Annotated in this window: 20 protein-coding genes; 10 read left to right on the top strand and 10 right to left on the bottom strand. The window is 72.4% G+C overall.

The window, feature by feature from the left end; translation table 11 throughout:
- Nucleotides 1-15: 15 nt before the first annotated feature.
- From ACZ6Q9_RS20610 to ACZ6Q9_RS20570, 9 genes are all read right to left on the bottom strand, one after another.
- Nucleotides 16-885, bottom strand: coding sequence for a PhzF family phenazine biosynthesis protein (locus ACZ6Q9_RS20610; protein ID WP_393449598.1), 870 nt, complete (start codon nt 883-885; stop codon nt 16-18).
- Nucleotides 882-1,112: a hypothetical protein gene (locus tag ACZ6Q9_RS20605; protein ID WP_393449601.1), complete on the bottom strand. Its 231-nt coding sequence runs from the start codon at nt 1,110-1,112 to the stop codon at nt 882-884. The genes ACZ6Q9_RS20610 and ACZ6Q9_RS20605 overlap by 4 nt, the downstream gene beginning before the upstream one ends.
- Nucleotides 1,113-1,211: 99 nt before the next feature.
- Complete coding sequence (locus tag ACZ6Q9_RS20600) at nt 1,212-2,120, bottom strand: inositol monophosphatase family protein (protein WP_396829386.1); 909 nt, start codon at nt 2,118-2,120, stop codon at nt 1,212-1,214.
- A 550-nt stretch (nt 2,121-2,670) separates the two neighbouring features.
- The gene (locus ACZ6Q9_RS20595) at nt 2,671-3,735 is read right to left on the bottom strand and encodes an N-acetylmuramoyl-L-alanine amidase (RefSeq protein WP_396829385.1); all 1,065 of its coding nucleotides are present in this window, start codon (nt 3,733-3,735) and stop codon (nt 2,671-2,673) included.
- Nucleotides 3,736-4,121: 386 nt separating this feature from the next.
- Nucleotides 4,122-5,282, bottom strand: coding sequence for an MFS transporter (locus tag ACZ6Q9_RS20590; RefSeq protein WP_396829384.1), 1,161 nt, complete (start codon nt 5,280-5,282; stop codon nt 4,122-4,124).
- A 50-nt stretch (nt 5,283-5,332) separates the two neighbouring features.
- Entirely contained in the window at nt 5,333-5,725 is a 393-nt protein-coding gene (locus tag ACZ6Q9_RS20585; RefSeq protein WP_393262355.1) for a universal stress protein, read from the bottom strand.
- Nucleotides 5,722-7,227 (bottom strand): tripartite tricarboxylate transporter permease, encoded by a 1,506-nt coding sequence (locus tag ACZ6Q9_RS20580; protein ID WP_393262352.1) that lies wholly within the window; start codon nt 7,225-7,227, stop codon nt 5,722-5,724. Before ACZ6Q9_RS20580 ends, ACZ6Q9_RS20585 begins: the two co-directional genes overlap by 4 nt.
- Complete coding sequence (locus ACZ6Q9_RS20575) at nt 7,227-7,973, bottom strand: tripartite tricarboxylate transporter TctB family protein (RefSeq protein ID WP_396829383.1); 747 nt, start codon at nt 7,971-7,973, stop codon at nt 7,227-7,229. Before ACZ6Q9_RS20575 ends, ACZ6Q9_RS20580 begins: the two co-directional genes overlap by 1 nt.
- A gap of 5 nt (nt 7,974-7,978) precedes the next feature.
- Nucleotides 7,979-8,980 carry a Bug family tripartite tricarboxylate transporter substrate binding protein gene (locus tag ACZ6Q9_RS20570; RefSeq protein WP_396829382.1) on the bottom strand — a complete coding sequence of 334 codons (1,002 nt, stop codon included), beginning with the start codon at nt 8,978-8,980 and terminating at the stop codon, nt 7,979-7,981.
- 99 nt (nt 8,981-9,079) lie between these two features.
- Here ACZ6Q9_RS20570 and ACZ6Q9_RS20565 point away from each other — a divergent pair, with 99 nt between their 5' ends.
- The 9 genes from ACZ6Q9_RS20565 (at nt 9,080) to ACZ6Q9_RS20525 (ending at nt 17,316) form a co-directional block, all read left to right on the top strand.
- A complete protein-coding gene (locus ACZ6Q9_RS20565) occupies nt 9,080-10,774 on the top strand; it encodes a sensor histidine kinase (protein WP_393449619.1) in 1,695 nt (564 codons plus the stop codon).
- Entirely contained in the window at nt 10,771-11,445 is a 675-nt protein-coding gene (locus tag ACZ6Q9_RS20560; RefSeq protein ID WP_393449622.1) for a response regulator, read from the top strand. The genes ACZ6Q9_RS20565 and ACZ6Q9_RS20560 overlap by 4 nt, the downstream gene beginning before the upstream one ends.
- Nucleotides 11,446-11,627: 182 nt before the next feature.
- Nucleotides 11,628-12,767: a CapA family protein gene (locus ACZ6Q9_RS20555; RefSeq protein ID WP_396829381.1), complete on the top strand. Its 1,140-nt coding sequence runs from the start codon at nt 11,628-11,630 to the stop codon at nt 12,765-12,767.
- A gap of 115 nt (nt 12,768-12,882) precedes the next feature.
- Nucleotides 12,883-13,320, top strand: a complete 438-nt coding sequence (locus ACZ6Q9_RS20550; protein WP_396829380.1) for a DUF6463 family protein — start codon at nt 12,883-12,885, stop codon at nt 13,318-13,320.
- A gap of 374 nt (nt 13,321-13,694) precedes the next feature.
- On the top strand, nt 13,695-14,300 hold the full coding sequence (locus ACZ6Q9_RS20545; RefSeq protein ID WP_396829379.1) for a winged helix-turn-helix domain-containing protein: 606 nt from the start codon (nt 13,695-13,697) through the stop codon (nt 14,298-14,300).
- A 169-nt stretch (nt 14,301-14,469) separates the two neighbouring features.
- Nucleotides 14,470-15,108 carry a nucleoside/nucleotide kinase family protein gene (locus ACZ6Q9_RS20540; protein ID WP_393262334.1) on the top strand — a complete coding sequence of 213 codons (639 nt, stop codon included), beginning with the start codon at nt 14,470-14,472 and terminating at the stop codon, nt 15,106-15,108.
- Nucleotides 15,109-15,270: 162 nt separating this feature from the next.
- Nucleotides 15,271-15,669 (top strand): TraR/DksA family transcriptional regulator, encoded by a 399-nt coding sequence (locus ACZ6Q9_RS20535; RefSeq protein WP_393262331.1) that lies wholly within the window; start codon nt 15,271-15,273, stop codon nt 15,667-15,669.
- Between the two features lie 44 nt (nt 15,670-15,713).
- The gene (locus ACZ6Q9_RS20530) at nt 15,714-16,586 is read left to right on the top strand and encodes a DUF72 domain-containing protein (protein ID WP_396829378.1); all 873 of its coding nucleotides are present in this window, start codon (nt 15,714-15,716) and stop codon (nt 16,584-16,586) included.
- Nucleotides 16,587-16,887: 301 nt separating this feature from the next.
- The gene (locus tag ACZ6Q9_RS20525) at nt 16,888-17,316 is read left to right on the top strand and encodes a DUF2267 domain-containing protein (RefSeq protein ID WP_357695769.1); all 429 of its coding nucleotides are present in this window, start codon (nt 16,888-16,890) and stop codon (nt 17,314-17,316) included.
- Between the two features lie 112 nt (nt 17,317-17,428).
- Here ACZ6Q9_RS20525 and ACZ6Q9_RS20520 read toward each other — a convergent pair whose 3' ends face one another.
- Nucleotides 17,429-18,175 carry a PIG-L deacetylase family protein gene (locus ACZ6Q9_RS20520; protein ID WP_393449640.1) on the bottom strand — a complete coding sequence of 249 codons (747 nt, stop codon included), beginning with the start codon at nt 18,173-18,175 and terminating at the stop codon, nt 17,429-17,431.
- A 258-nt stretch (nt 18,176-18,433) separates the two neighbouring features.
- Between ACZ6Q9_RS20520 and ACZ6Q9_RS20515 the strand changes: the two genes are divergently transcribed.
- On the top strand, nt 18,434-18,769 hold the full coding sequence (locus ACZ6Q9_RS20515; RefSeq protein ID WP_393449643.1) for a hypothetical protein: 336 nt from the start codon (nt 18,434-18,436) through the stop codon (nt 18,767-18,769).
- Nucleotides 18,770-18,778 lie beyond the last annotated feature (9 nt).

Raw genomic sequence — 18,778 nt, 5'->3', positions numbered from 1 at the left:
GACGGCCCGGATGCGTCAGGCCGCCGTGCCCTCGAGTCTGCTTCGGACAACGGCCGTCCCGCCGACCCGGGTCAGGATGCCCTCACGGGTGGTCGTCGCGGTGGCGAACACCAGGGACGGACGTCCGGCAGAGTGTCCCTGTTCGACTTCGACGCTGTTCCGGCCATGTGTCACATGAAGATGCGCGGCGAGGCATCCGCTGCTGTTGGCGTTGACCACATCCTCGCCGACTCCGATGGCGGGCGCGAACATGCGCGCCATCGCCCTGCCGTTGACCGGAGACATCGTGTAGGCAAAGCAGCCGAGGTAACCGAGGCGGCGGCATTCAGCGGCGAGCCGGGGCAGATCCGGTCGCAGCGAGCGCAGGATCGGCGCCGTCTTGACGGGCACGAGCAGTCGCGGCGTTCCCGGCGATGCGACGGTCGGGGTGTCGTTCGTGGCGATGGCGTCCGGCCCGATACCGAGGGCGCCGAGGACCCCGTCGAGGCCCGCGGGAACGCCGTCCTGAAGACCGATAAGGCCCTGGTCGAACCACACCTCGATGCCGTCGTCGCGCTCGACCGCCGTGGTGCCGAAGATGCGGCCGCCGGTCCGCTGGTGCCCGTGATGCTCTGTTGCCCCGCGACGGCGCAGCAGGAACGTTTGGGCGGCCACGGTGCCGTGCCCGCAGTTGGTGAGTTCGCCATGCGTGGTGAAGAACCGGACAGTGTCCGTGCCCGTGTCCACGAACGCCGCGTGTGAGGTGCCTGCATCGCGAACCGCCACGCGGCGTGCGCCATCGTCGAGCGCCGGGTCGTCGACCAGCACGGCGGTGGGGCTGCCGCCTTGTCCCCGGAGCGTGCAGGCGTCGACGATCGTCACATCGCGGCGGGAGAAGTTAGTCAAGCCGGCATTCCTTCGCCGGTAACTGCCGCGTGGCCGGCGAGGGCACCGGCCCAGTCGTCGGACCAGCGGACAAGTGGGGACAGCGCCTGGTGGGCGTCGTGCCCGAGCGCGCTGAGGGCGTACGCGGTATCCGGTTGCTGCTCGGCGATGCGGGCCTTTGGCAGCTCGGTCGGTCGGTGCTGCAAGTCGATTCCGCCCGCCTTCTCCAGCGCTTCGGTTTCCGACACGGTACCGCCTCGCGGTCGTTCGCCTTCGCTGCCGCCGACAAACGCAGCGCCCGGCACCGGCCTCGGGCCCGGCCACCTGGTCGTGGTGACCATCAGCGTTCACCGGGTGTGATTACTGTGGCAGAGCGCGGCAGCGGCAGTCGGCGAAGGTCGAAGGGCTTGGCTGGCGGGCTGCTGCTCAGCGCATCGATCGGTGGTCGTCCGCCAACCGGTCGGCGCCGGTGTTGAGGACCTGCAGTGCCGCGGTGTGCACGAGGCCGCTGCGCGCGAACAGCGCCGGCCCGGGGCGGGCTGTGCCTGCCCGTCAAGCCCGCTGAAGCGCCCACCAGCCTCCTCGACGATGAGCGACGTAGCCGCGTAGTCCCACACCTGTCCCCGGGTCTGGACGGCGAGGTCCAACTGCCCGGACGCGACGAGCAGTGCAGCATGGGTGCTCCACGGCGCGGTCGAGGTCATGGCACTCAGCGGTGCGATCATCTCGCGTTCAGCCTGGAAGAGTTCATCGTCGGTGGGAATCACGCCGAGTCGGCTTCCGCGCAGGATGTCCGGCCTGTCGACGTCAACGGTGATCCGTCGCTCGTCGGTCAGTGTCAGTCCGGAGAAGTCCGCTTGGAACGCGCCGCCGCCCCGCTGCGCCCACCAGACTTTCCCCTGCGCGGGAACCGCGGCCACCCCGACGACGATCTCGCCAGCCTCTTCCAACGCGACGAGCACCAACCACCGGTTGTCACCGGCGACGAACAGCGCGGTGCCGTCTATCGGGTCGACGATCCAGCGACGGCTGCCCCCACCGCTCTGCCCGGCTTCCTCGCCCAGGACGGCGTCGTCGGGCCGCGTGTCGGCCAGGACCTCTCGGATGGCGGCTTCGACGGCGCGGTCGGCTTCCGTCACTACGCTGCCGTCCGACTTCAGCTGCCGGGGAAGCTGAGCGAGGGCCGCGAAATACCGCAGACCCACTGCGGCACCGGTCAGGGCGGCACGTCGAGCAAGCAGAAGGTCGTTTTCCATGGGCACCATCCTTGCCTATCTCGGGGCCACCGACCGCCCGCTACAAGGCCATGGACGAGCGTCGGGCCATCAAGGTCCTCCTCAACCCCTGACGAACCGCGCCACCCCTGGGAGGGCGACCGCCATGGCAGCGAACGCCGCGCTGCGTGAGTTCCAACGCGGAAAGGAACCAGTGCTGGACAGGACGGCTGGCGCCAGCTTCGCGGGCAAGGTCGCATTCGTGACGGGTGCGGCGAACGGGATCGGTCGCGCCACCGCGCTCGCGTTCACGCCCGCGCCCCGTTTGGCCGAATCCGAGAGCCCGCCGCACCCAAGGCAGGGCGGAGCGAAGAGGAGGACACTGTTGACGTATCCGAGGCAGTTCTGGTCGTCGCATTCCTGAAGCCAGGGCCTGCTGCTGGAACCGTCGGCGAGACGAGTCCTACGACGGGTACGCCTACGCGGTCCGGCCGCCCACGTTGTCCACGCCGACACATCACTCCGCGAGGGAGGGCGCGGAGCGCGACAGTGCACGGGCCGCGCCCTCCCCCTCACCGCTGAGGCCGGCGCCTCAGACCCGGGTGACCCGTACCGCGTCGGCGATCACGTATCCGCCGGCGCTGCTCCAACGGCTCACACCGACCAGGTTGCGGTCGGCGGCAGCGAGGTTGAAGGTGCCGATCGAACGCCAGACGCCGCCGTTGGTGCGCTGGTCCACGTGCACCGTCTGGTTTCCCGCCGCGGTGACGATCACGTACGGCGTCGCGCTGTTGTAGCCGGGGTCCGCCGGGTGCCGCACCTCGACGCGGTAGTTGCCGGACTGCGGAATGCTGACCTTGAACCATGCCGCGTCGCTCGCGGCCACCGGGTTGGCGAACCGATAGTCGGCTCCGTACCGCTGTGCCGAGTAGGTCGACGTGCCCCAGTTGGTGCTCGCGCTGAAGCGGCCCGCGGTGGCGTTGTCCACGATGGTGCTGTATGCGGGCGGGGGAGTGCTGCCGAGCCCCAGGTACTGCGCGATGCCTTGGGCGTGCCCGTGGGCGGTGGCGGTGATGAAGTCGGCCCGCTTGAGCAGGTTCGCGTCGGCGACGGTGTCGATGAACAGGTTCTCGGTGAGGACCGCCGGCATGGTGGTCTCGCGGAGTACGTGGAAGTTGGCCGTCCGCTGGCCCCGGTCGGCGACCCCACCGATCGTCCGCATGCCCGCGAGGACCCTCGAGTGCAGTGCGTTGTGCAGGTTGACCGTAGCCGAGTCCGCCGTCGGGTACCGGTAGCTTTCGAAGCCGGTGCCGCCGCCCGAGTTGATGTGGACGCTCACGAACAGGTCGGCGCCCCATGCGTTGGCGTCGTCGGTGCGGTAGGTGAGGCTGCGGGTGACGTCGGTCGTCCGTGACATCCGCACGTCGACGCTCCAGTTGGCCAGCAGGATGCTGCGCAGCTGCAGGGCGATGTCGAGGGTGAGTGCCTTCTCCTGCAGGCCGTTACCGACCGCGCCGGGGTCGGTGCCGCCGTGCCCCGGGTCGATGTAGACGCGGGGGATCGCGGCTCGGGCCTGGCCGGCGACGACGGGCGCGAATGCGGCGCCGGCCGCGGCGGCCAACAGAGTACGGCGCCGCAGGGGGGTGTTGCTGAGCATGGGTGCCTCTCAGATGGAGGGATGAGCACTGGGGAAGTTGTGAGGCGCCCACCACGGCACCGGTCTGGCGCCGTCTGCCTCCGCCCGGCGAACCTCGCGTACGGGAGCGTGCGCGATGACGCCACGTCGTCGAAGGGCCGCGTTCAGCGGTGGCATGCGCGCTCGGCCGACGTGGCGGCAACGTCTGCTGCCGCCGCCGGCAACGCGCGTGGAGTCCATGGAAGCCTCACGGCGGAGACTGTAACCACCGTCGATGTGTCCGGGAAGGACGTTTACGTGTTCGTGATCTTGGAAAGCGACCGGGCGCGCAGACGTTCTCGCCGGCGGTGGTCGTCCAGGTGTCCACGTCAGGTCCGATTCCCCCACTCGGCGAGCGAGGGCCGCGCTCAGGGTTCCGGGGGCGGCCGGTGCAGGCCGGTCGCGGCGACGGCCGCGCCAGCCAGGCCGGCGGCGGTGCAGGCGAGCACGCCCGCCGCCCCGGCGCCGGCGGCGAGCGCACCGGCGGCGCTCGGGATGAGCACCTGGCCGAGCCGGTTGCCGGTGAGGCGCAGGGACATCGCCCGGCCGCGCAGCCCGGGCGGCGCGGCCTCGGCCAGGAACGACATGGTCAGCGGTTGCCCGGCGCCCAGGCCCAACCCGGAGACCGTGACCACCACGGCCATTGCCCACAGCGGCAGGGGCGGCAGCAGCAGACCGAGACCGGCGGCGGAGATCGCGACGGTGCCGACGAGCAGCCGGCGCCGACCGACGGCGGCGACCAGCCGGCCGAGCAGCAGCCGCGAGGTCATCGACGCGACCGCCCGTAACCCCAGCAGCACGCCGATGGTGCCGGCGGCGATGCCCCGCTCCGCACCGAGGGCCGGCAGGTAGACCAGGGTGATGTCGACCGCCGCCAGGACGACGCAACTGACCGCGAGGGCACGCACCAGTCCCGGCTGCCGGAGCAGGCCGCCCAGCCCACCGGCGGCCGGCCCCGCCGCCTGCCGATGGTGCGCCGACGGACGGAGGAACGCGGCGGCGACCAGCAGGGGCAGGGTGAGCGCGGTGGCGCCGAGGAAGATCGCCCCGGTGTCCGGGATCGGGCGGTCACCGCCGAAGGCCACGATGAGGCCGGGACCGAGCGCCTGGCCGAGCGAGGCGGCGAAGGTGTAGTAGCCGAAAGCCGTGTCGTACCGGTCCGCCGCGGTGCGGTTGGCGACCAGCGCCTGTTGGCCGACCACCGCGAAGAGGTGGCCGGTGCCGAGGACCATGCTGGCCACGACCAGGCCGGCGACCGAGTCGGCGAACAGCACGAAGCAGGCGCCGGCGGCGGCGAGCAGACCCGAGCCGGCCAGCACGATCCGGCGTTCGCCGAACCGGTCGACCGCGTGGCCGGAGGGGACCGCGAGCACCAGCGGCACGACGGCGAAGCTGGCCCCGAGCACGCCGAGCCAGGCCGCCGGCACGTCCAGGTCCAGCGCCCGGTACGCGGACGCCGGGCGCAGCATGAAGGTGACCGCCTGCACCACGACGGTGTGGGCGAGCAGCAGGCCCGTCTGGGTACGCACGGGGACCCCGGTCAGCCCGGAGTCCCCGTGAGCGGTGGAGGGCACTCCACTCAGTCGGCCTTCACCGCGAGCACCGGGCAGGGCACCCGAAGCAGGATCTCCTGTGCGGTCGAACCCATGATCAGCTTGCCCACCGGGGTGCGGTGCCGGATGCCGATCACCACCAGCGAGATCTCCTCCGTGTCGACGATCTCCGCGATCTCCTCGGCCGCGTCCCGCCCGCGCATCAGCTGGCGGACGGTGTGCGGCACCCCCTCGGCGGTCAACTCTCGCACCACCTGGGCCAGGTCGTCCTCCTGGGCGAAGCGCGGGTCGACGTAGGCGTCGCCGCGCGACGTGTTCACCACCAGCACCGGCTCGTCGCGGAACCGGGCCTGCTCCACGGCGGCCCGAAGGGCCGCCTCACCAAGGGCCGAGGGGACGTACCCCACCAGCACCGTCATCGGGTCACCAGCCTTTCGCGAACAGGTCGAACGACGAAGCGGCCGAGCACCGGCCAGAGCAGCACCACCAGGACCACGGCGTAGACCGTCCAGGACACCCAGCCGCCGATGAGGCCGTGCAGCTCGCCGCCGGAGAGCTGCAACGCCCGTCGGCCCTGCAACTCGGCGCGCGGGCCGAGGATCACCCCGACGATCAGCGGCAGGATCGGCAGCCCGAAGCGACGCATGCCGAAGCCGAGCAGGCCGAGGGTGAGCAGCAGGAACAGGTCGAACGGCTGGGCGTTGACGGCGTACGCGCCCATCGAGGCGAAGAAGAGGATCCCGGCGTAGAGGTACGGGCGGGGGATCCGCAGCAGCCGCGCCCAGGCGGGCGCGAGCGGCAGGTTGAGCACCAGCAGCAGCAGGTTGCCCACGAAGAGGCTGGCGATCAACGTCCACACCAGGCCCGACTCCCGCTCGAAGAGCAGCGGGCCGGGCTGGATGCCGTACTGCTGGAAGGCGGCCAGCATCACCGCGGCGGTGGCGTTGGTGGGCAGGCCGATGGCCAGCATCGGTACCAGCGTGCCGGCGGCGGAGGCGTTGTTGGCCGCCTCCGGCCCGGCGACGCCCTCGATCGCGCCCCGGCCGAACTCCTCCGGGTGCCTCGTCAGCTTCTTCTCCGTGGCGTACGACAGGAACGTCGGGATCTCCGCCCCGCCGGCCGGCAGCGCGCCGAACGGGAATCCGTACGCGGTGCCGCGCAGCCACGGCTTCCAGGACCGTTTCCAGTCCTGCCTCCCCATCCACGGCCGTCCGACCGGGATCACCTCGGCGGCGCGGCGGCGCAGGTGCGCGGCGATCCAGAGCGCCTCGCCGACGGCGAAGATGCCGACCGCCACCACCACCACGTCGATGCCGTCGGCGAGCTGCGGGATGCCCAGGGTGAGCCGCTGCTGGCCGCTCACCGCGTCGATCCCGATCGTGCCGATGACCAGGCCGATCAGCAGCGAGGCGAAGCCGCGTACCCGGGACGCGCCGAGCACCGCGGTGACCGCCACGAACGACAGCAGCATCAGCGCGAAGTAGTCGGGCGCGCCGAGGCTGATCGCGAACCGCACGACCGGCGGGGTCACCACCACCAGCAGCAGGGTGGCGATGGTGCCGGCGACGAACGAGCCGATCGCGGCGGTGGCGAGAGCCTGCGCGGCCCGGCCCGCCTTCGCCATCTTGTTGCCCTCGATCGCGGTGATCACCGAGGACGACTCGCCCGGGGTGTTCAACAGGATCGAGGTGGTCGAGCCGCCGTACATGCCGCCGTAGAAGATGCCGGCGAACATGATGAACGCCTGGGTGGGCTCCATCCCGTAGGTGACCGGCAGCAGCAGCGCCACCGTCATCGCCGGGCCGATCCCGGGCAGCACGCCGACGGCGGTGCCGATGGTGACCCCGAGCAGCGCGATCAGCAGGTTCATCGGGGTCACCACGTTGGCGAACCCGTCGAGCAGGTTTCCGAGGTTGTCCATCACAGGATCCCTTGCAGCACGCCCGCGGGCAGGTTCACGCCGAGCCCGATGGCGAACGTGTAGAAGGTGATCAACGACAGCGCGACGGAGATCAGCAGGTTGCGCACGTGGTGCCGGTTGCCCAGCGCGAACGCCGAACCCCAGAACAGCAGCGTCCCGCTGATCACCCAGCCCAGCCGGTCGATGAGCACCGCGTTGACTCCGAACGCGCCGATGAGCAGCAGCACCGTCCGCCAGTCGATCGGGGTGGTCAGGTCGACGTCCTCGCCGGCCTCCGGCTCCCCGGCGCCGCCACGGGCCACGTCCACCGCGTAGATCGCGGCGACGATCAGCAGCAGCACCCCGAGCAGGATCGGCACCGGCTTCGGGCCGATCGGGTCGGCGGTGCTGATCGCGTGCCCGGTGCGGGCCGCGTCGACGAGGACCAGCGCGCCGACGAGGGCGAGGAAGGCGCAGACGGCGTACTGGGCCCGGTCGCGGCGCGGCGTCGCCGCCGGTTCCGCGTCGGCCGGGGCGGGACCGCCCGGCACGGCCGAGGGCTCCCTTGGCCCGACCGGCGTACGCGCCGCGCCCAGCCGTCCCGCCGCCGAGGCGGGCGCCACGTCCGGGCCGGGAACCGTCGGCGTCCCGCCCGACGTGGCCGGGTCCGGACCGGTCGGCTGGCCCGGCACCGGCGCGGTGACCGGTCCGTCGGCGGCGCCCGGGCGGGGCGGCGGGTCGCCGCCCCGCTCCGGTCGGGTGGTCATGCCGGTCATGCCAGTCCGAGCTGTGTGAGCAGGTCCGCCACCGACTTGTCCTGCTCGGTGAGGAAGGTGGCGAACTGGTCGCCGGTGACGAAGGCGTCGGTCCAGCCGCGCTTGGTCAGCTCGGCCTTCCACTCGTCCGACTCGTGCATCTTCGTCAGCGCGTCGATCCAGACCTTCTTGTCGGCGTCGCTGATGCCGGGCGGCGCGACGATGCCCCGCCAGTTGGTGAAGACGAGGTCGATGCCGGACGACTTCAGCGTCGGCACGTCCTTGAGCGCGTCGATCGGGGCCGCGCTGGTGACCGCGAGGACCCGGATCTGACCGGCCTCGACCTGGTCGAGGAACTCGCCGAAGCCGCTGGCGCCGAAGGCGACCTTGCCGCCGAGCACGGCCGGCAGCAGCTCGCCGCCGCCGTCGTACGAGACGAAGTTGACCTGGCGGGGGTCGATGCCGACGGCCTTGGCGAGCTGCATCGGCAGCAGGTGGTCCGGGCCGCCGGGAGACGAGCCGCCGCCGACCGCGATGCCCTTGGGGTCGGCCTTCCACGCCGCGACGAGGTCGCCGATGGTCTTGTACGGCGAGTCCTTCGGCACCACGATGGCGCCGGCCTCCTCGATCATCTTGGCCAGCGGGGTGGTCTGGGTGAGCGTCGCCGACGACTTCGAGGTGTACGAGGCACCGACCACGCCCAGCCCCATCTGCATGGCGAGCTTGCCGTTGCCCTTCTCGTTCACCATGCGCTGCAAACCGACAGTGCCGCCCGCGCCCGGCAGGTTGAAGACCTGCACCCCGGTGGCGATCTTGGCGTCCTCCATCACCTTGGCCGCGGTGCGAGCGGTGGTGTCGTACCCGCCGCCGGGGGTGTTCGGCACCATGATCCGCAGTCCGGTGGCGGGTCCGCCGCCGGACCCGCCCTCGTTCTTGTCCGCGGTGGCACCGCAGGCGCCCAGCGCCAGCGCCGTGGCGACCGAGACGCCCATGACCAGCAGTTTTCTCCGAGTTGCCATCATGTTTCTCTTCCGTTTCGAAGGAGTCCGGCGGCAAGATGATGGCCTCCGGGCGAACCCTATGTCTGCGTTCTGTCACCAGCGGAAGTTGAGGTCTTTGTGGTCACGGTCACCCCCCGCCGTACGTTGGCCGGGCAGTTGCTCGTGCTCCAGCTCGCGATCATCGTGGTCGTGCTGGTGGCGGTGGCCGCCGTCTCGCTGGCCCAGTCCGCCGCCACCTTCAACCGGGTGGAGGGGCGGCGGGTGGCCGCCCTCGGCGAGCAGCTCGCCGGCAACCGGCTGCTGCGTGAGCGGATCAACCAGCCGGCGCCGGCGGAACTCGTCGCCCCGCTGGTGCAGAACGCGCTGACCCAGTCCGGGGTGACCTCGGTGACCGTGGCCGACGCCCGGGGCCGGGTGGTCAGCTCCACCGACCCGACGCTGGTGGGGAGCCCGCTCGAGCTCGGCGACCCCGAGGTGGCACGGGGCCGGAGCTGGTCCGGCGAGCTGGCGGTCGGCGACTCGCGGGAGCTGGTCGCCCAGGTGCCGGTGCTCGGCGACCGCAAGGACAACCTCGGGCGGCATCTCGGCGTGGTGATGATCGGGGAGGCGTCGCCCGGATGGTCCCAGCGGCTGGTGGGCGCCTCGTCGTACCTCTTCACCTACCTGGGCATCGCCAGCCTGCTCGGGGTCGTCGGCTCCTGGCTCCTGGCCCGCCGGATCAAGCGGCAGACCCTGGGCCTGGAGCCCCGGGAGATCGCCGGCCTGGCCGAGCACCGGGAGGCGCTGCTGCACGGCATCGCCGAGGGGGTGATCGCGCTGGACCCGCAGCAGCGAGTCACCCTGGTCAACGCGGTCGGCCGGCGGCTGCTCGACCTGCCCGAGCACTGCCTCGGCCGCACCCTCGCCGAGCTGAGGATCTCCGGCCGGCTGCGGGACGTGCTGGCCGGCGCCGACCACGAGCCGCAGGCCCGGGACGAGGTGGTGGTGCGCGCCGGCCGGGTGCTGGTGATGAACCGGATGACGGTCAGCAAGGACGGCCGTCGGCTCGGCTCGGTGACCACCCTGCGGGACCGCACCGAACTGGCCCGTCTGGAGCAGGAGATCGGTTCCTTCCGCAGCACCACCGAGCTGCTGCGCGCCCAGACCCACGAGTTCGCCAACCAGTTGCACACCATCTCCGGGCTGATCCAGATCGGCGAGCACGACGAGGTGGTCCGGTACGTCGACGCGCTGAGCCGGCACCGGGCCTCCCTCGACCTCACCGTCACCAGCCGGATCCAGGACACGGCGGTGGCGGCCCTGCTGATGGCGAAGTCGGCGCTGGCCGCCGAGCGCCGGGTGGAGCTGCGGATCTCCGAGCGGACCGGCCTGGACCGGTTGGAGCCGGCGGTCGCCGCGGACGTCGCGACGGTGCTGGGCAACCTGGTCGACAACGCCGTGGAGGCTGTGGCCGGCGGCCGGGAGAGCCGGACCCCGGTGCCGTCCGGCAGCCCGGACGGCACCGGAGCGGACGGCGGTGACGTCCCGGACGGGCCGGCCTGGGTGGAGGTCGAACTGCGCCAGGACGCCTCCTCGGTGGAGATCGTGGTCCGCGACTCCGGCCCGGGGGTGGCCCCGCAACTGGCCCAGGAGGTCTTCACGCACGGGTTCACCACCAAGGCGGCGCGCGGCGGCGAACGGGGCATCGGACTGGCGCTCACCCGGCTGGTCTGCCACCGTCGCGGCGGCGAGGTTGCGGTGACGAACACCGAGGAGGGCGCGATGTTCACGGCCCGGATGTCGGTGACCGGGGCAGTGGAGGTGAGCCGGTGATCGACGTACTGGTGGTCGACGACGACTTCATGGTGGCCCGGATCCACCGCGGCTTCGTCGAGCGCATCGACGGCTTCCGGGTGGTGGGCACGGCCAGCACGGGCGAGGAGGCGATCGCCGCCGTCGACGAGTTCCGCCCCGACCTGGTGCTGCTCGACCTCTACCTGCCGGACATGTTCGGCCTGGATGTGGTGACCCGGCTGCGGGCCGCCCGGCACGACTGCGACGTGCTGGTGATCAGCGCGGCCCGGGAGGCCGAGGCGGTGCGTCGGGCCGTCCGTTACGGCGCGGTCAACTACCTGCTCAAGCCGTTCGGCTTCGACGAGCTGCGGACCCGGCTGGAGCAGTACGCCGCCCGGCGCAACTCGTTGCGCGCCACGGTGGTCAGCGACCAGAACGACGTGGACCGGGTGCTGTCCCGCAGCGGCGCGCACATCGCCACCTCCGCGCTGCCCCGGGGCCTCAGCGGGGAGACCGCCGAGCTGGTGGAGCGCGCCCTGCGGGGGCACGCCGGGACGCTCTCCGCCGCCGAGTGTGCCAACGCGGTGGGCATCTCCCGGGTCAGCGCCCGTCGCTACCTGGAACACTTCGCCGACACCGGGCGGGCGGAGGTCAGCCTCCGGTACGGCTCCGCCGGCCGCCCGGAGCGTCGCTACGTCTGGGTCTCCTGACGATCGACGGCTCCGTGCCGCAGGCACCTGGCGCCCCCGGGGAGGCGCCTGGCCGGGCTCGCCGCGGTCGTCCCGGGACGATGCCGGCATCTGGCCCTTCCTCCCTGGAAGGACGTTTTCCTCTCTCCCGACGCTCTGTGCGAAGCATCGGCATTATGTGCTGAATGAGGAGAATATCGGCTGTGGCACTGCTGGTGATCGCTGCTCTGGCGTCCGGCTGCGACGCGCCGCAGAGGGAGACGACAAGCGAACCGCCCAGCGCCGCCGCCACCAGCGCCGGACCCCGAAACACACTCACCGTGGTGGCGGCCGGTGACCTGCTCGTACACCCCGCGCTCACCGAGCAGGCAGCCACCGATGCGCGCCGAGCAGGACGCGACGGCCACGACTTCACCCAGGTGCTCGCCGCGGTCCGCGCCCGCGTGAGCGCCGCCGATCTGGCCATCTGCCACATGGAGACGCCCCTGGCCGAGCCCACCGGCCCGTTCACCGGCTGGCCGAACTTCAGCGTGCCCCCCGCACTGGCCGACGCCGCCGCGTGGGCAGGCTTCGACACCTGTTCCACCGCCTCCAACCACTCTCTGGACACCGGGGCCGAGGGCATCGCCCGTACTCTCGACAACCTCGACCGGGTGGGCCTGCGGCATACGGGCACGGCCCGGACCGCGGCGGAGAGCCAACGCCCGAATGTCATGGACGTGGGCGGCGTCAAGATCGGACACCTCTCGTACACCCTGAGCTTCAACGACATCCCGCTGCCGCCGGGACGGCCGTGGGCGGCCAACCTGATCGACGCGGACGCCATCCTCGCCGAAGCGCGGCGGGCCCGCGTCGCCGGCGCGGAGATCGTCATCCTGTCGATGCACTGGGGCACCGAGTACCAGAACGAACCGAACGCCGACCAGGTCGACCTCGCGAGCCGGCTGCTGTCCTCGCCCGACATCGACCTGATCGTCGGCCACCATGCGCACGTGGTCCAGCCCTTCGAGAAGGTCGGCACAAAATGGGTCGCCTACGGCATGGGAAACCTGACCGCCCGGTTCGGTGACGGCTCGGCGGAAAACACTCAGGACGCGGTCGTGCCGGAGTTCACCTTCACCCGCACCCCGTCCGGTGGGTGGGAGGTCACCGGCGTGACCGTGCTGCCAACCTGGATGGAGTACCGACCGCGGGCCCGCGTCGTCGACCTGACCGCCGCGCTGAGCGACCCGGTGGTGCCCGCCCCGCGTCGGGCGCACTACGCCGCGATCGCACGGCGGATCAACGGATACGTCGACCTGCGGGATGCCTTCTCCGCCGGGCTGCGGATGCCGCACCAATGATCAAGTCGGCTTCACGTCCCCTTCACGCGCCCGTGCGGATGTTCCCTCTCACGAGGGAGGGGGCCACCCCTCATCGGGGAGGCGCGGCCCCGGGCAGGAGGCGGAGGCTAGGGGCATGATCAAGAAGAAATTGACGATCGGCGCCGGATGGTCGATGGCGGCCATCGGAGTCCTGCACGCCGCGGTCTTCCTGCCCCACCCCTACTGGAGCGAGTGGCTCACCGGCGGACTGCGCTCGGGCGAAGGCGGTGACGCGTCCCTGTCCGTGTTCTGGGCGCTGCCCGGGGGCTTCGTCGTCCCCCTGGTCCTGTTCGGCCTCCTGGTAGCGCGGCTGGGGCGGCGCGGCGAGTGCGCGCCGGCCTACGTCGGCTGGACAGTGGCCGGCTGGGCGGCCGGATGCGCACTGCTTGTCGGTCCCAGCGGCTTCCTGCTGGGCCTCATCCCGGCCGGGCTGCTCATCGCCGAAGACCTGCTGGCCCGCCGCGGGGCCGCCGGGCGCGGCGTAACGGGGCCGGCAGTCGGGCGCGAGGAGGCCGCGCGGCCACAGCGCTGATCGCCGCCAGTACGGCAGCCGCCGGTCGTGACCACCTGGGCAGCGTCTCCGTGCACGTCGCCGCTTCGCCACGCCATCCGTGGGAACGTGCCCGACCGCCGTGCGGTGCCGAGGCGGGCCAGGGTCACCCGCGCCGGGACACGTCACCTCGACGGACGTGAACCGGACGGGGACCCCCCGTATCGGGTCAACCCGGCGGCTCTGCTGTAATCATCAGGCTTCGTACGCAGAGCGAGCGTTCGGCTCCGATGCGTTCGTCAATTGTCACATTCATGCAACGTAGCCGCCCCTTGACCCTCGCCCGGGCGCCGGGAAGCATCGATGAAGCGGCGTCCCGGGCCGTGGGGAGATACCCGGACCAGCCAAGGAGGACCATGTCGGTCAGCCCCGCCTCGTCGCGCGCCGGATGGCATACGTCCCAGCCCGCTGTTCCCGGTCGGCCCCCCGGCGGCCAGCGCCGCCCCGCCAACACGGCCGCTCCGATGCTCACGGTGACGCTGAACATCCCGCTGGCCTGCGAGGAGTCGCTGACCCCACCCGCCCGTCGGCTGCTCGAGGCCGCCCGGGAGATGCTCGAACGCGGCGAGGGCACCATCACGGCCGCCACCGTGGAGCGTCGGCCCGACGCCGTGCCGGCCGGCCGGTCGCCGTCCCGCCCGGCCACCGCCCCCACGATCCCCGCCCTGCACATCCTCGCCTCGTCCCGCTCCGTGCTGCGCGACGGCGAGCCGTTGTCGCTGACCCGGCTGGAGTTCGACCTGCTGCTGCACCTGGTCGCCCACCCCCGCCGGGTGTTCACCCGGTTGCAGCTGCTCAACGCGGTGTGGGGCTACGAGCACGCCGGGGTGCGCACGGTCGACGTGCACGTCCGCCGCCTGCGCGGCAAGGTCGGCGTCGACGTCCCGTTGGTCACCACCGTCTACGGCGTCGGCTACCGGCTGGCCGACGACGCCCGCGTCACCATCGACCGCAGCGGCTGACCTCGCGCCCGCAGTGGCCCGATCGCCGGCGAGTCGCGCCGGTCGCGACCGGGCGCGTTGCCCTCCCGGCCCCACCCCGCAGCGTGCCGGCCGGTGGGGCCGTCGGCCCACGGCGGGACATGCCGATCAGTCGCTAGAGCGCACTGACAGGTAACGGCACGATGGTCGGATGCGGATCCGTCCCATCACCCCGGACCGGCTGGTCACCGAGCTGACCGAGCGGTTCGCCGGCACCGTGAGCGCCGGGCGGCTGCGCGTGGCCGTCGACGGCCCGCCCGCCGCCGGCCCGGACGCGCTGGCCGCCGCGCTGGTCGACCCGCTGCGCGCGCTCGGCCGGCCCGTGCTGCACGTGCGCGCCGACGACTTCCTCCGCCCCGCCTCCGTCCGCCTTGAGCACGGCCGGACCAACCCCGACGCGTACTACGAGGGGTGGGTCGACGAGGCGGGGCTGCGCCGGGAGGTGCTCGACCCGGCCGGGCCGGACGGCTCCGGGCGGGTGCTGCCCTCGCTCTGGGACGCCCGCGCCGACCGGGCCAGCCGCGCCGCGTACGTCGACCTGCCACCCGGGGGCGTCCTGCTGGTCAGCGGGGCGCTGCTGCTCGGCGGAGGCCTGCCCTTCGACGTCACGGTCCACCTGGCGCTCTCCCCGGCGGCCCTGGCCCGGCGCACCGACCCAGCGCTGCGGTGGACGCTGCCCGCCTTCGCCCGGTACGCCGACGAGGTGGCCCCGGCCTCGTTCGCCGACGTCGTGGTGCGCGCCGACGACCCCCGACACCCGGCGCTGGTGGAGTCCGCGGTGTCCTCCTGACCGCCGCGACGTCCGGAAAAAGTGGCCGGTTTGATCGTCGGCGGGCCGGGGTATTCGGCCGGCTCACAGAGCACGGGTGATCCACCCGCGCGCAGACGACCACGGCCCGGGCGCACGCACCGGCGCCCCGGCGGACCTTGAGGCCCAGAAAGGCAGGCAGCGATGCTCGTCCACGACAAGGTCGGTACGGGCCGATCCCAGGCGGAGATCGACCAGATCCGGCGCTCCCTGCAGGCCCGCTACGACGAGCTGTCCGCGGAGTACGAGCAGGCGGTGCTGCAGAGCCAGGTGCTGCGGCTGGTGGAGGTCGGCGACACCGCCGGCGACGACCAGGCCGACAGCGGCACCAAGACGGCCGAACGGGACACCGCGCAGTCCCTGCTGCGGACCATCCTCGACCGCCGCACCCAGTACGAGCACGCCCTCACCAGGCTGGAGGAGGGCACCTACGGCTTCTGCGAGGGCTGCTCCGCGGCCATCCCGGTCGAGCGGCTGGAGATCTTCCCCTCCGCCACCACCTGCGTGCAGTGCAAGCAGAGCCGGGAGCGCCGGGCGGCCTGACGCGAGCGGTTGCGGGTCGGTCCGGGACGCGGTGGACTCCACCCATGGGTGAGATCAAGGTGGGCACCGCCTCCTGGACCGACCGCACGCTGCTGGACTCCGGCTGGTACCCGCAGACCGCCGACAACCCGGAGAAGCGGCTGGCGTACTACGCCCGGCAGTTCCCGCTCGTCGAGGTGGACGCCACCTACTACTCGCCGCCCGCCGAGCGGACGGCGCGGCTGTGGGCCGAGCGCACCCCGGCCGGCTTCACCTTCAACGTCAAGGCGTTCAGCCTGCTCACCGGGCACCCGACCCGGGTCGACGCCCTCTACAAGGACCTCCGGCCCGACACGGAGAAGAAGAACCTCTACCCGGACGACCTGCCGCCGCAGGCGTACGAGGAGGTCTGGACGCGGTTCCTCAGCGCGCTGGACCCGCTGGTCGAGGCGGGCCGGCTCGGCGCGCTGCTGTTCCAGTTCCCGCCCTGGTTCACCATCCGCCGGGACAACAAGCAGTACCTCCTGGAGGTGGCGAAGCGCTGCGCCCCGCTGCGCCCGGTCTACGAGTTCCGGCACGCCTCCTGGTTCGCCGGCGACAACGCCGACGAGACGCTCGCCTTCCTGCGCCAGCACCGGCTGGCGTACGTCTGCGTGGACATGCCGCAGGGGCACCGCTCGTCGGTGCCGCCGGTGCTGGCCGCCACCGCGGACCTGGCGGTGGTCCGCTTCCACGGGCACAGCGACAAGTGGACCAGCAAGGACATCCACGAGAAGTTCGGCTACCGCTACTCCGCCCGGGAGTTGCGCGACTGGGCGCCGAAGCTGCGCGAGCTGGCCGACTCCACCGAGCAGACCCACGTTCTCCTCAACAACTGCTACCGCGACTATGCGCAGACCAACGCCGCCACCCTCGCCGGGCTGCTCGACGCCGGCTGAGCCGCGCCCTGCTCTCATCCCGTCCGGGTGAAGCCCGCTCACCCCGCCGCCGCGCAGCATGGACGGTGCGTGCGGTCGACCGCGACCGCGGAACCGACACCACGGAGGTGGCTGGAGATGACGGTTCGGGTGGTACCGGATCGACGACGCGGCGTGCTGCACGTCGTCGGGTCGTCCGGCGACGCCCGGTGGGTGCCGCGCGCCGACCGGGTCAGGCCGACCCGGCAGCCGCGCGGTCCGGTGGGGCCGCCGCGACGTGACGACGACCGACGGTGGGAGACCGACGTACGGGGGTGGAGAGATGGCTGAGCAGTTGCAGTCGGCAATCGAGTCCTCGATGCAGAAGACCAACGAGATGTTGAGGGACATCGAGCAGGCCTACGGCTGGCCGAAGGAGCAACGCAACCAGTCCTACTGCGCGATGCGCACGGTGCTGCACCTGTTGCGCGACCGGATGCCGGTGCAGGAGAGCGTGGAGTTCGCCGCGCAGTTGCCGGTGGTGGTGCGGGGGATCTACTTCGACGGCTGGAAGCCGATGGACGTGCCGGTCAAGCTGAACCGGGACGACTTCCTGCTGGAGGTCCGGCAGCGCTTTCCGTACGACGTCGAGGGCGGCCCGGAGCGGGTGGTGCAGGTGGTGCTGGACACCCTGCGCCGGCACGTGACCCAGGGCGAGTGGCAGGACGTGAAGGACACCATGCCCAAGGACATGGCCCGGATGATTCCCTGACGGGCGCGTCGACGAGGGCTCGCTCCACCGGCGTGGGGCGGGCCGCTCGCGCGTTCCGGCGGAGGCGTTGTTCGCCTCGACCGTGGTGCCGAGCAGGATCGCCGCGGCAGCCCTACCAGAGGTCGAAGTGGAAGACCTCGAAGGCGGCGCCGTAGCGGACGCCGAGCCGGGCGCCGGCGGGCCGGCCCAGCCCCTCGAGGAACTCCTCGGCGTCGAAGCTGCCGTCGCCCAGCCCGGCCAGGTACGCGTCGTGCGCCCGCAGCGAGGCGACTCCCCGGTCGAAGGTGTCGGTGACGTCCACCCCGTGGGCGGCGAGCGGGGAGGAGGCCGCCCACACCTGGCGTACCCCGCCCCACGGTTCGACGCCGTCGGCGAGCTGCTCGGGGAACACCCAGCGGTTGCCGGCGTCGCGGACGGCGTCCAGCACCGCCCGCCCGGTGGCGATGTGGTCGGCCTGGTTCAGCGCGTACGCCCCGTCCCAGGTGTCGCGGAAGTTGTTGGTGATGACGATCTCGGGGCGATGCCGGCGCACCACCGCGGCCAGCTCGCGGCGCAGCGGCACGCCGTACTCCAGGATGCCGTCGGGCAGGCCGAGGAACTCCACCGTGTCCACCCCGACCAGCGCGGCGGAGGCCCGCTGCTCCTGCTCGCGCACCTGGCGGGCCTGCGCCGGTGGCATCCCGTCGATGCCCGCCTCGCCGCTGGTGACCAGGCAGTAGACGACCTGCTTGCCCTGCGCCGTCCAGCGCGCGACCGCGGCGGCGGCGCCGAACTCCAGGTCGTCGGGGTGCGCCACGATCGCCAGCGCGCGCTGCCACTGCTCGGTCACGGGCTCCAGCGGCCCCGGCCCCTCGGTCATCGCCACCTCCTCGTCGGCCTGACCATCCTGACACCGCCGGTGCGGGCTCGCCGCCCGGCACCGCCGAACCGCGGGGTGAACGCCTGCCTCGGCCGTCCTGCCGTACCGCCGGACTGACCGCCCACCCGGCACGGCGAACCGCCGGTGTGAGCCGAAAAGGACGTCTACGGTGTGGTTAGAGAAGATCGGGCGTGGGGTACCACCCGCTGCACGACGGACCCCGGCGCACGGCGGGGCGGCACATCCGAGGGAGCACCGATGGCACTCAACGACGACGACATGCAGACCACCGGCGGCGGCCTTGAGGGCCCGGCCGACGGCGGCGCGACCCCCGGCCAGCAGGACGGCGGCGCCGACGGCAGTGCCGACCGCGGTGCCGACAAGGGCGCCGACCGTGGTGCCGACAAGGGCGCTGACCGTGGTGCCGACAAGGGCGCTGACCGGGGCGCGGACCGGGGCGCGGAGGGCCCGGCCGACGGTGGTGCCACGCCCGGCCAGCAGGACGGCGGCGCCGACGGCGGGGCGGAGGGCCCGGCGGACGGCGGTGCCACCCCCGGCCAGCAGGACGGCGGCGCCGACGGCAGCGCCTCCTGACGGACCGCC

It is taken from the genome of Micromonospora sp. NPDC049139, from assembly GCF_055586845.1.
Note: the sequence above shows the minus strand (reverse complement) of the source record. Positions and strands in the feature narration are given on the sequence as shown.

Coding starts and splice junctions, on each gene's coding strand:
- ACZ6Q9_RS20520 (WP_393449640.1), bottom strand. CDS start 18,175: ATGACCGAGGGGCCGGGGCCGCTGGAGCCCGTGACCGAGCAGTGGCAG.
- ACZ6Q9_RS20600 (WP_396829386.1), bottom strand. CDS start 2,120: ATGGAAAACGACCTTCTGCTTGCTCGACGTGCCGCCCTGACCGGTGCC.
- ACZ6Q9_RS20585 (WP_393262355.1), bottom strand. CDS start 5,725: ATGACGGTGCTGGTGGGGTACGTCCCCTCGGCCCTTGGTGAGGCGGCC.
- ACZ6Q9_RS20530 (WP_396829378.1), top strand. CDS start 15,714: ATGGGTGAGATCAAGGTGGGCACCGCCTCCTGGACCGACCGCACGCTG.
- ACZ6Q9_RS20550 (WP_396829380.1), top strand. CDS start 12,883: ATGATCAAGAAGAAATTGACGATCGGCGCCGGATGGTCGATGGCGGCC.
- ACZ6Q9_RS20570 (WP_396829382.1), bottom strand. CDS start 8,980: ATGGCAACTCGGAGAAAACTGCTGGTCATGGGCGTCTCGGTCGCCACG.
- ACZ6Q9_RS20575 (WP_396829383.1), bottom strand. CDS start 7,973: ATGACCACCCGACCGGAGCGGGGCGGCGACCCGCCGCCCCGCCCGGGC.
- ACZ6Q9_RS20535 (WP_393262331.1), top strand. CDS start 15,271: ATGCTCGTCCACGACAAGGTCGGTACGGGCCGATCCCAGGCGGAGATC.
- ACZ6Q9_RS20515 (WP_393449643.1), top strand. CDS start 18,434: ATGGCACTCAACGACGACGACATGCAGACCACCGGCGGCGGCCTTGAG.
- ACZ6Q9_RS20540 (WP_393262334.1), top strand. CDS start 14,470: ATGCGGATCCGTCCCATCACCCCGGACCGGCTGGTCACCGAGCTGACC.
- ACZ6Q9_RS20525 (WP_357695769.1), top strand. CDS start 16,888: ATGGCTGAGCAGTTGCAGTCGGCAATCGAGTCCTCGATGCAGAAGACC.
- ACZ6Q9_RS20580 (WP_393262352.1), bottom strand. CDS start 7,227: ATGGACAACCTCGGAAACCTGCTCGACGGGTTCGCCAACGTGGTGACC.
- ACZ6Q9_RS20545 (WP_396829379.1), top strand. CDS start 13,695: ATGTCGGTCAGCCCCGCCTCGTCGCGCGCCGGATGGCATACGTCCCAG.
- ACZ6Q9_RS20595 (WP_396829385.1), bottom strand. CDS start 3,735: ATGCTCAGCAACACCCCCCTGCGGCGCCGTACTCTGTTGGCCGCCGCG.